We start from the raw sequence: 10403 nt of genomic DNA on the forward strand, positions 1-10403 counted from the left end.
TTGTATTTTTAATTTCTCATATTATCTTATCTACTACAGGTGGTGTTCTTGGAGGATTCCAAGTGTTTACAGGTAAGAAGAGAATTTTATCGAAGCATAGAAAGGTTGGAATTTTTGCAGCAGTGATTTGGTTCTTAACAGCAATTACTGGAGTTACTGTATATATTTTATTATATGTGTTATATCCAGGTGGAGAAACTTCTGGATTACTCGATGCGATATTCCATTAAAAAAATCCCGTTACTTTTAAAGTAACGGGATTTTTTATTAAGCGTGAACAGCTAAGTCGCTGTGTAATGCTCTAATTTTTTGAATTGCATGTTCAACAATTCTTTCTGGGAAATGTTCATCTTTTCCGTATTCAATACCTGTTGGGAAATACCACTTACCAATGTAAGGATCCATAAGTTGAAGTACAGCGTCGTTCGCACCGATGTCACCACTTACTGCATATGCAGGGAAACGTAGGTAAAACACACCTTCAGGAACTTTGTACTGGAAGTCGAACGTCATACGTTCGTAATCCCAACTTCCACCTAAAACACAGCCATGTTCGTTCATGACCTCTTGTAATAAGTTTTGTTCAATTACTAATTTTTCAAGACCAGAATTTTCAAATACCATCCGAGTAGACCTCCCTATTCCAATATCTTTATTTTAATCGAAAAGAGCGAGAAACACAAATACAATTTTATGTACTACAATAGTATGGTATCATATTCTCAGTAGGAGGATGCGTATGTTTTCTACAAATCAAACAATCGAAATTTTAGATCATCTCGATCACATTAACGATATGGTAAAATCTTCTGAGGAATTTAAATCATATATATATTACAAACATAAATTAGAACAAGATAATGATACACAAATGCTCATCAAACAATTCAATAGATTAAAAGAAGACTTTGAAGAAGTTGAACGTTTTGGGAGATATCATCCAGACTATAAAGAAAAACGTAAAGAGATTCGTTTATTTAAAAAGAAAGTAGATATGGATGAAAACGTCATAGAATTTAGACGGGCAGAGTATGTACTACAAAGTTTACTCGACGAGATTTTATATATAATCGGTAAGTCTGTCAGTGATCATGCCAATGTCGTTAGTACGAATCCATTTTTTGCAAGTGGAGAGTCAAACTGTATGACGGGTGGCGGATGTAGTTGTGCGAGTTAAATAAAAACGGATTCGTATTTTACGAATCCGTTTTTTGTTATTAATAATTAATGAGTAGATTTGCTTTGTCTGGATAATCTGTAACGATCGTATGTGCACCTAAGTTTAGTAAGCGTGTCATCTCATTTGTATCGTTGATGACCCAATATCCGACTTTAACGTTTAAATCATCTAAGTAACGAATGAATCCAGCGTTATCGAGCTTAACAGACGATAAATTAATCGGGATTTGGAATGTGTCTCTTGACGGTTGGTATAGGTGACCAAGCCCACTATGGTAAAGCGTGTATGCTTTTGTCACTTCCTCAGTGCCAGCACCTAACGCAATTAAATCTCCACTAAAACTCGTGAAGCGGCGAATTTGTTCATCTTCAAAACTTGTCACAATGACGCGGTCAGTTGCTTTCTCATCTAGTATAAGCTCGAATAGTAGAGGTGCAATTTTTTGACCTGCTTCTGTATCGATCGAATCTTTCATGTCGATGTTAATAATTTGATTCGGATATTCTCTAAATAACTCTCGCAAAGTAACGATACCGGCATCAGGATGCCCACGATATGCGTAGTTTCCTCTCACATCTTTAAAGTTGTATCCAAAATCTAATTTTCGTAATTCGTCGAGCGTATAGTCTGAAACTTTTCCGCTATACTCAGTAACTCTATCTACATATAAGTCGTGAAGTACGACGATCTCATTGTCTTTTGTAAGTCGTACGTCGATTTCAAAACCGTCGACGTTTTGATTTACTGCATTATTAAACGCGAGTCTCGTATGCTCTGGATAATTTCCTTTACCTCCACGATGAGCGAATATGTATGGTCCGGGTCTTTTAAAGACAGGTTTCATTTCGTTTACTCTTCGTTCTGCTTGGATTTTACTATAAATATAAGCACTAGAAAGGCCAGCAGTAAGTAGAAGTAGTTTTGTACGTAATTTCATAATTGTCCTCCTAATGTGTCTAGTATACTAAAAGTTAAATGTGTTATCATGTGTTTAACGAAGAAGGGTGATATATATGCTAAAGGACCGCATTGGAATATATATTTATTTTAAGCATAATAAATTTATTAGACAGTTAAAGCGTCATGGTCATGTCGTTTACGTCAATACAAATAAGCAATATATGCTTATATATATCGATGAGAGCGAACTAGATGACACTTTAAAACGCTTATCTAACTTAAAATATGTGACAGAAGTACTCGTCAGTGAATATAAAAATATTAAACTATCCTATCCAAAAGGAACAGTTTAATTATTTTAACGGTGGAATGAGATGGTTGAGTCGTAACACACCGATCATATATTGGAAGAACAATTCCTCTTCATGAAAATCCTTCGGATCACGTGCTGTCATCTCGACGACTTGTATATCGTATAATTCACATAATTCGCGAATCATTTCGTACATTTTACCTTCCGGGCCGTTTCTTAGCCCTCGAAGGATTGTATAAAGAGCTTGGAAGTCTTTTTCGACAGGGTTCATGATTAAACTAAACGATGACGGCGCATCTTCATGGTGAAAGAAGATCGCTTTATTTACACGTTTGTGATTGTATTCGAGTAACGCTTTCAACTCGAAAATCTCGCTGTAGCCATGTCCTAAGATGATAAATTTTTGCATGAAATTTCAACCTCTCATAATTGTTTCTTTAATTATAGTATAAATAGAAAACGAGGTGTATACGTGAGAGTAATTACTGGTAAATATAAAAAAAGACGTATCGAGACGCTCGAACATAAAGACACGCGTCCGACGAGTGAAAAAGTAAGAGAAAGCATGTTTAGCGCAATCGGTGAAAGAATCAGTGGGGATGTGCTCGATTTATTTGCAGGATCTGGTGCGCTTGGAATCGAGGCGTTATCTCGAGGCGGAGAACGCTGTATTTTTGTTGACGGTGCAAAAGACGCCATTCGTATCATTCATAACAATACGAAAGGGTTAGACGAACCTGTTGAAATTTACCGAAATGATTTTAGACGAGCGTTAAAAGCACTAAGTAAACGCGATAGACAAATGGATTTAATATTTTTAGATCCACCGTACAATAAAAAGTTGATCGATGAAGCACTTCATCTCATCAAAACGTACGACATATTAAAAAAAGACGGGATTATTATCGTTGAAGCGGGTGCGAAGGAAACGATAGACTTAAACGGTTTTACTGAACTGAAACATAATGAAGTTGGAACGATTCAATATAAAGTGTTAACAACGGAGGAAAATTATGACTAAGAAAAAAATTGCAGTATGTTCTGGATCATTTGACCCAATTACATATGGACATATCGATATTATCGAACGTGCATCAAGAATTTTTGACGTAGTTTATGTGTGTGTATCACACAACCAAACAAAAAAAGGATTGTTTACGCCAGACGAGCGTGTGGAACTTATCGAAGAAACGATTTCACATATCGACAATACGAAAGTAGATAAGCATGAAGGGCTGTTAATCGATTTTTGTAAAAAAGTCGATGCAGATGCAATCGTTCGTGGATTACGTGCAGTTTCAGATTTTGAATATGAAATGCAGATGGCATCGATGAATAGAAAGCTCGCTGAAAATATCGAGACGTTATTTATTATGACGAATAACAAATATTCGTTTATCTCGAGTTCAATTGCAAAAGATGTGGCAAAACATCACGGTAAAATTAGTGATGTCGTGCCACCAGTTGTCGAAGAAGCTCTTGTTGTAAAGTTTAAGACTTTAGAATCATAACAGGTTGATTAAAATCATTCACACATCCTTGCGTTAACGTGTTATATATATGCGTCGCTTTTATCGTTTCGTAAAAGTCTGGCGCATCTTTTTTTGTTAAATTTGTTATAAATCTACCATCTTGAATTGTCGATAAGTATTGTTGACCAGTATGATTCATTGCAAGGACTCTTAATTTATCCACCTCATAGTTACGAAAATCTTCTTCTGTAACGTTTAAAAGAACGTATAAGAGTAAACGTTGAAGTCTTGTTCTCGTATATCGTTTCGTTTTAATAGAGTCGATAAACGATTCGTAATTATTTGATAGACGAATATTCTTTTTAAGTCGATGTTCGAGCCCTTCAGTCATCATGTATATGTTTTTTAAATCTTTTAAAGAACTGCGCTCGATAATTACTTTTAACGTATTAAACATGTGCTCATTTGTAACAACCTTATCTTCCATAATCACTTTTGCGAGAGTTTCTGGCATAAATTGAATCGCGTCTTCTATATCTCCATTTAATAATGACTCGCGTATACTCGTCGCACTTGAAAACTGACTATGAGAGAGTGTTTTATCGTTATAGTTGTTACCCGTACGTTTAATCGTGTGCATAGAGACGTCAAAGTTTAAATCGTCGCGCGCTTTTAAATAACTCATCCCGAGCGTGTTGTTTGGAGATTGAAACGCATCTTCATTTGTTAAGTCATACATTGCACGTGGATACGAATATCCTTTTTTAAAGAGCGGTGCGAGGTCTTCTTTCGTAATACGCTTTGCTTTTAAGTATGCACTATGGAGTTTCTCGATATCATCGAGTTCACTTCCAAATACGATATCAGTCGTTTGAAGCATTTTAGCAGCCATTAGCCCCCCATATGCAAAGTCATCCGCGTAACTGATCGCATATAGCGTCGGTAACTCAACGACTAAATCTACGTGTTTAATTGCTTCTTGTGCACGGTTAAATTTATTCGTCACAGCGAGTTCACCGCGCTGAGTAAAGTTACCAGACATAATCGCAATCGTCACGTCTGGTTGAATTAATTGTTTGGAAGACTCGATGTGGTAAATATGACCGTTATGAAACGGGTTATACTCTGTAATTAAAGATAAAACTTTCATATCGCAACACTCCGTTTATTATTCGATATCATTATATCAAAATAGATAATAAATCTTAATTTTATTCGGTGATATGTTAAGAAAATAACTTGACACTTTCACTGAAAATCGGTAGAATGTTTGTTGTGCTTATAAGAGGTGGGTAAATATGAAGTGGTCATTATCGGAACTCAGAAAGTTTCAAAATACCGCATTTACTTTTGAAGAACACTTATCACTTGAAGATGTTTCGAATCGTCAAGATGTTCTAGATGTAAGTGACATTTTCACAGAAGGCTCAATCAAAAACAGTGGTCATGAATTTTATGTCGACATAACAATTCAAGCACGTGTTAAAATGGTTGATAGTCGTTCTGGAGAGGATGTTTTTTACGATTTAAGCGTAAATTCGTTTGAAACGTATGATGAGACGCTTGAAGCGGATGAAAAGCTAGAAGATCCGTCATTACATCCGGTGCTACATGAACTCGACTTAGAACCAGTCATTCGTGAGTTAATAAATGTTAGCATTCCTGAAGTGTATTCTGAAAGTAATGAATTACCGGACTCATCAAACACTGATAATTGGAACGTCTACGGTAGTATCGAAGCGTACGAAAAAGATAAGCCTGTAGACCCAAGATTAAAAAAATTAGAAACGCTGTTTAAAACAGACGAAACGGAGGATTAACAATGGCAGTACCTAAAAGAAGAACTTCGAAAACTCGTAAAAATAAACGTCGTACACACATTAAGTTAAGTGCACCAGGAATGGTTGAGTGCCCTGAGTGTGGAGAAATGAAATTAAGACACCGCGTTTGCCCGAACTGTGGGTCATATAACAGTGCAGAAGTTGTAAACAACTAACATGGACATAGAAATGTCCATGTTTTTTTATTTATAAACTATTTATTTGTGTCATACGGATAAATTCCATATAATTTTATTTAACTATGACGATTGTTAGGAGACACATTATGAGGTATCTGTTTAATGATGAATTTAATGATGACATTCACTGTATAAGCGAAGAGGATTATAAGTTCTTTCATCATAATAAGTTTGATGATGAATCGCTTCATCGATTAATTAAAAGAGCACCACATGAACATACAGAAAGACTCGCGTCTATAATCGAAAAAGATATGCTCGAAATTGTTGGTGATCTTACAGAAAGTCAAAGAAATAATATTAAAAAATTAAAAAATGGCCATAAAGTCGTCATCGGCGGACAACAAGCAGGTCTGTTTGGCAGTCCAGCATATATTTTGCATAAAGTGATTTCGATTTTAGTCGTCGTAAAAGATATTAAGGAAAAAGTGAATTACGACGCGGTACCTGTATTTTGGGTCGCGTCTGAAGATCACGATTACGATGAAATTAACCATACTCACGTTTACGATAGTTTGCATAAACGTATTAAAAAAGTGTCATATAAACCAAATCTCGATATACAAATGAGTATCGGCTTTTATGAATACGATAAAAAAGAAATGTTAAACGTTCTCGATGAAGTATTTAATTATACAGAGGACTCAAAGCAAAATATCGAAATTAAAAATACAATCGAACGAGAAATTAATGCGCACACATACTGGTCAGAGCTCTTTACAGCACTAACAAATAAAGTGTTCAGTGAGCATGGCTTACTCATATTTAATGCGCACAGCAAAGACGTTAGACAGTTAGAAAAAGAGATTTTTCAACGAATAATCGAAAAATCAGAGGAAATTGACGCAGCGTTTAGATCTGGTCAACAGTCATTTAATCAACACTTCGATATCAGCCCTACGATTCAAACGGACACGAATGTTCATTTATTTATTCATTCTGAATCGAACAGAGAGCTACTTCATCGTGACGGTGACGTCTTTAAAACTGAAGACAAAACATATACGAAAGAAGAGTTGTTAAACTATTTAAATGAATCACCAGAAATATTTAGTAACAACGTCGTCACGCGTCCGTTAATGCAAGAGTTGCTATTTAATACAATTGTCTTTTTAGGTGGAGGCGCAGAAGTAAAATATTGGGGAGAACTTCACGAAGTATTTAAAGTAATGGATAGAGAAATGCCGATCGTCTTAAAACGTATGTCTTTCCTCCACGTTCCACCACAATTAGAAAAACGATTAAACGAATACGATTTATCGTTAACACCGAATTTAGTTGAACATATTGAAAAAGAAAAAGATAAACTTATAGATAAATCGACGAATGAAAAGTTGTTACAACGTATTCAAACTCTAAAAGACGTGATTGAACAACAATATGAGTCTCTTGGAGAAGTAACTGAAACTAAACATGAAGAGACACTCATCGATATTAACGAATCTCGTATGTTAAAAGAAGTCGATTATTTACAACGAAAATATCAATACGATGTCAAACGACAAGTGAGAAATAAACTCAATCAATTAGATGAACTTCTAATGTTATTACTTCCGAAAAATGCACTGCAAGAGCGTACGTTCCACCCAACAGTATTTTCAAATGCGTTCATTGATTTTACACCATTAACTTATACGGATCAGTTAATCATTATTATAGACTAACCCTTAAAAACGGCTCAAAAAGTTGAGCCGTTCTTTTTTTGCAATTTTTTTAAGAAGAAAGTGGTGGAAAGTGGTAGAATATGGTAAATTATTAATATAGTAGGTGGGAGGAGGTAGTTTGGGTGTTTATTGGCGAGTATCATCATAATTTAGACGCTAAAGGACGCATGATCGTCCCGAGTAAATTTCGAGATGAATTACAAGCGCAATTTGTCATTACTCGCGGATTAGATAAATGCTTATTTTGTTATACAGTCGACGATTTTAAAGCGATTGAACAAAAGACAAAACAACTACCACTCACAAAACGTGATGCAAGACGTTTTACACGACTATTCTTTTCTGGCGCAGCGATTGTTGACGTCGATAAGCAAGGACGTGTAAACATCCCACAACATTTAAGAGACTACGCAGATTTAAGTAAATCGTGCACAGTCATCGGTGTTTCAGATCGTGTGGAGATTTGGGATACAGACAGCTGGAACGATTTTTACAGTGATTCAGCAGATAACTTTGAAATGATTGCAGAAGATTTGATTGATTTTGATTTATAAGAGGGTGACAAAATGTTTAAACATGACACAGTATTACTAAAAGAGACAATTGATGGTTTAAACATTAAACCTGAAGGCATCTATGTAGACGCTACACTTGGTGGTGGCGGACATACATCTTATTTACTAGATCAATTGACGACAGGTCGAGTGATTTCATTTGACCAAGACATTCTTGCAATTAATCACGCAAAAGAAAAATTTGATGACGACCGATTAACGCTCGTTCATAGAAATTTTAAATATTTAAAAGAAGAATTAAATAAACTCGGCATCGAAAAAATCGATGGCATTTTATATGATTTAGGCGTATCGAGTCCTCAGCTTGATTTAGTAGAACGTGGCTTTTCACATTCGAAAACAGCGCGACTCGACATGAGAATGGATCAAACACAAAGTCTAGATGCTTATGAAATTGTAAATACATATAGCTATGACGATCTCGTACGCATTTTATTTAGATATGGTGAAGAGAAATTCTCAAAACAAATCGCACGTGAAATCGAAAAACGACGTGCGGAAAAGCCAATTGAAACGACGACAGAGTTAAGCGACTTAATTAAGTCGAAAATTCCTGAAAAGTTTAAACGCATGAAAGGCCACCCAGCACGCCGAGTCTTTCAAGCATTACGTATCGCAGTAAATAACGAACTTGAAGTATTTGAAAATAGCTTACAAGATGCGATCGAATTGTTAGATAAAGGTGGTAGAGTTTCGGTCATTACGTTCCACTCACTCGAAGATAGAATTTGTAAACAAATTTATTTAGAGTATGAACGCGGACCCGAACTACCTAAAAACATGCCGATTATCCCTGAAGGATACGAGCCAATTTTAAAAAGAGTCAATAAAAAGCCGATACTAGCGAGTGACGAAGAACTTGAGAATAATAGTCGTGCACGTAGCGCTAGACTTAGAATCGCAGAAAAGTTAAAGTGATAGGGAAGTGAAACGATGGAAGCAGCACGCGTAAGACAAACTGTTCAAAAAGAACAAAATCAACAAAATCATGTACATAACGTAGCGCCAAAGAAAAAACGCTACCTCGTAAGTCTGAAGTTAAATGAGCTTCTGTTATATGTCGCTTTAATGATTGTTTTATCGGCAGCAGTAGTATTTGTACTCAACACAAAATTAGAAGCGCATGAATATGAGAGAGAAATATCTCAAATCAACTACGAAATTAACGCTACAGAAAAAGAGATAGACGAACTAACAACAGAAGTTACACATTTATCTTCATACGAACGCATTTATCAAAAAGCAAATGAACTTGGGCTAAAGCCAAACAATGATAATGTAAAGGTTGTTAGGAAGTATGAAAAGTAATTTTAAGTCTAATATCTTTAAGTCGCTAAAGCAGCGACGTAAAAATCAATTTACTTTTTCAATACCGATTATTACACTCCTGATTTATATTAGTTTAGGAGTGTTTTTTGCTTTACTCGTTTTTAATATCATTACGATTATGTTGTTTAAAAATGTGGATGACGTCAATTTAAAAGATCAAGCGCGCAGTAAATATGAACGTCACACCGTTAACCGTGCTGAACGTGGTAAAATTACTGACCGCGATGGGAATGTTTTAGCAAGAGATACGGAAGCTTATAATATCGCGGTCATCGTCGGACAAGATTTTGATAATCATATCGAAGATAAAAACGAAGTAGCAAAAGTCTTATCTGAAATTATGAATATGGAAGAAAAAGAAATTTTAAAGGTAATCGATGATGGTATTAAAAATAATAGATATCAAGTTGAATTCGGTAGTAAAGGAAGAAATATCGATTATAAAGCAAAAAGATTAGTAGAAGAGAAAGAATTAAAAGGAATTGTTTTTACTCCTGTTGTCAAACGCTCGTATCCTAACGGAGTGTTTGCTTCACATTTAATTGGAATGGCTGAGTTAAATGAAGACGGAGATATGAATGGTGCTGTAGGTATTGAAAAAGAATACAATAAAGAATTAACTGGAAAAGACGGCTTTAAAGATTATAACGTCGATAGTTGGAACTATATCGTTCCTGGAACGATGGAAAGTGAAGAAGCGGTCGATGGGTTAGACGTTGAACTTACGATTGATTCAAACATCCAGCTGTATTTAGAAGAATCATTAGATGACATGCAAGAGCACTTCGAACCTGAAGAGTTATTTGCTTTTGTTGCAGATGCAAAAACAGGCGAAATCCTAGGCGCAGGTCAACGTCCGTCATTTAACCCAGATACTCGAGAAGGGTTTGGGACGAGCTGGTTAAATATGCTTTATGAATATCAATTCGAGCCAGGAAGTACGTTTAAAG

Annotated in this window: 16 protein-coding genes; 12 read left to right on the forward strand and 4 right to left on the reverse strand. The window is 35.6% G+C overall.

Features of this window, described 5'->3' with window-relative positions; genetic code table 11:
* On the forward strand, positions 1-230 hold a 230-nt coding region (locus HMPREF3029_RS09160; RefSeq protein WP_144265449.1), incomplete at its 5' end, for a DUF420 domain-containing protein.
* A 37-nt stretch (positions 231-267) separates the two neighbouring features.
* Here HMPREF3029_RS09160 and HMPREF3029_RS07510 read toward each other — a convergent pair.
* Positions 268-624 carry a YugN family protein gene (locus HMPREF3029_RS07510; RefSeq protein WP_070710302.1) on the reverse strand — a complete coding sequence of 119 codons (357 nt, stop codon included), beginning with the start codon at positions 622-624 and terminating at the stop codon, positions 268-270.
* 115 nt (positions 625-739) lie between these two features.
* On the opposite strand from HMPREF3029_RS07510, the gene HMPREF3029_RS07515 reads away from it, so the two are divergent.
* Positions 740-1177, forward strand: a complete 438-nt coding sequence (locus HMPREF3029_RS07515; protein WP_068128913.1) for a YlbF/YmcA family competence regulator — start codon at positions 740-742, stop codon at positions 1175-1177.
* A gap of 40 nt (positions 1178-1217) precedes the next feature.
* On the opposite strand, the gene HMPREF3029_RS07520 is transcribed toward HMPREF3029_RS07515, so the two are convergent.
* Positions 1218-2117 (reverse strand): glycerophosphodiester phosphodiesterase family protein, encoded by a 900-nt coding sequence (locus HMPREF3029_RS07520; RefSeq protein ID WP_070710303.1) that lies wholly within the window; start codon positions 2115-2117, stop codon positions 1218-1220.
* A 76-nt stretch (positions 2118-2193) separates the two neighbouring features.
* Here HMPREF3029_RS07520 and HMPREF3029_RS07525 point away from each other — a divergent pair, with 76 nt between their 5' ends.
* Positions 2194-2433, forward strand: coding sequence for a DUF2129 domain-containing protein (locus HMPREF3029_RS07525; protein WP_040929252.1), 240 nt, complete (start codon positions 2194-2196; stop codon positions 2431-2433).
* Here the strand turns inward: HMPREF3029_RS07525 and HMPREF3029_RS07530 are convergent, their stop codons facing one another.
* On the reverse strand, positions 2434-2802 hold the full coding sequence (locus tag HMPREF3029_RS07530; protein ID WP_070710304.1) for a DUF7147 family protein: 369 nt from the start codon (positions 2800-2802) through the stop codon (positions 2434-2436).
* 39 nt (positions 2803-2841) lie between these two features.
* Between HMPREF3029_RS07530 and rsmD the strand changes: the two genes are divergently transcribed.
* Both rsmD and coaD read left to right on the forward strand, forming a co-directional pair.
* A complete protein-coding gene (rsmD, locus tag HMPREF3029_RS07535) occupies positions 2842-3414 on the forward strand; it encodes a 16S rRNA (guanine(966)-N(2))-methyltransferase RsmD (protein ID WP_083315022.1) in 573 nt (190 codons plus the stop codon).
* Positions 3407-3904 carry a pantetheine-phosphate adenylyltransferase gene (coaD, locus tag HMPREF3029_RS07540; RefSeq protein WP_070710306.1) on the forward strand — a complete coding sequence of 166 codons (498 nt, stop codon included), beginning with the start codon at positions 3407-3409 and terminating at the stop codon, positions 3902-3904. The genes rsmD and coaD overlap by 8 nt, the downstream gene beginning before the upstream one ends.
* Here coaD and HMPREF3029_RS07545 read toward each other — a convergent pair.
* Complete coding sequence (locus HMPREF3029_RS07545; protein WP_070710307.1) at positions 3885-5015, reverse strand: nucleotidyltransferase; 1131 nt, start codon at positions 5013-5015, stop codon at positions 3885-3887. The two genes, coaD and HMPREF3029_RS07545, sit on opposite strands and share 20 nt — an antisense overlap.
* Positions 5016-5163: 148 nt before the next feature.
* Here HMPREF3029_RS07545 and HMPREF3029_RS07550 point away from each other — a divergent pair, with 148 nt between their 5' ends.
* From HMPREF3029_RS07550 to HMPREF3029_RS09500, 7 genes are all read left to right on the forward strand, one after another.
* The gene (locus HMPREF3029_RS07550; protein ID WP_040929247.1) at positions 5164-5685 is read left to right on the forward strand and encodes a YceD family protein; all 522 of its coding nucleotides are present in this window, start codon (positions 5164-5166) and stop codon (positions 5683-5685) included.
* Between the two features lie 2 nt (positions 5686-5687).
* Positions 5688-5861, forward strand: a complete 174-nt coding sequence (rpmF, locus tag HMPREF3029_RS07555; protein WP_070710308.1) for a 50S ribosomal protein L32 — start codon at positions 5688-5690, stop codon at positions 5859-5861.
* A gap of 110 nt (positions 5862-5971) precedes the next feature.
* Complete coding sequence (bshC, locus tag HMPREF3029_RS07560; RefSeq protein ID WP_070710309.1) at positions 5972-7549, forward strand: bacillithiol biosynthesis cysteine-adding enzyme BshC; 1578 nt, start codon at positions 5972-5974, stop codon at positions 7547-7549.
* Positions 7550-7671: 122 nt separating this feature from the next.
* Complete coding sequence (gene mraZ, locus HMPREF3029_RS07565; protein ID WP_070457577.1) at positions 7672-8103, forward strand: division/cell wall cluster transcriptional repressor MraZ; 432 nt, start codon at positions 7672-7674, stop codon at positions 8101-8103.
* Between the two features lie 12 nt (positions 8104-8115).
* Entirely contained in the window at positions 8116-9042 is a 927-nt protein-coding gene (rsmH, locus tag HMPREF3029_RS07570) for a 16S rRNA (cytosine(1402)-N(4))-methyltransferase RsmH (protein ID WP_070710310.1), read from the forward strand.
* Between the two features lie 15 nt (positions 9043-9057).
* Positions 9058-9432 carry a cell division protein FtsL gene (ftsL, locus tag HMPREF3029_RS07575; protein ID WP_070457581.1) on the forward strand — a complete coding sequence of 125 codons (375 nt, stop codon included), beginning with the start codon at positions 9058-9060 and terminating at the stop codon, positions 9430-9432.
* On the forward strand, positions 9422-10403 hold a 982-nt coding region (locus tag HMPREF3029_RS09500; RefSeq protein ID WP_246830712.1), incomplete at its 3' end, for a penicillin-binding transpeptidase domain-containing protein. The genes ftsL and HMPREF3029_RS09500, both read left to right, overlap by 11 nt.

This window comes from Nosocomiicoccus sp. HMSC059G07 (assembly GCF_001815515.1).
GTDB classification, from domain to species: domain Bacteria; phylum Bacillota; class Bacilli; order Staphylococcales; family Salinicoccaceae; genus Nosocomiicoccus; species Nosocomiicoccus ampullae_A.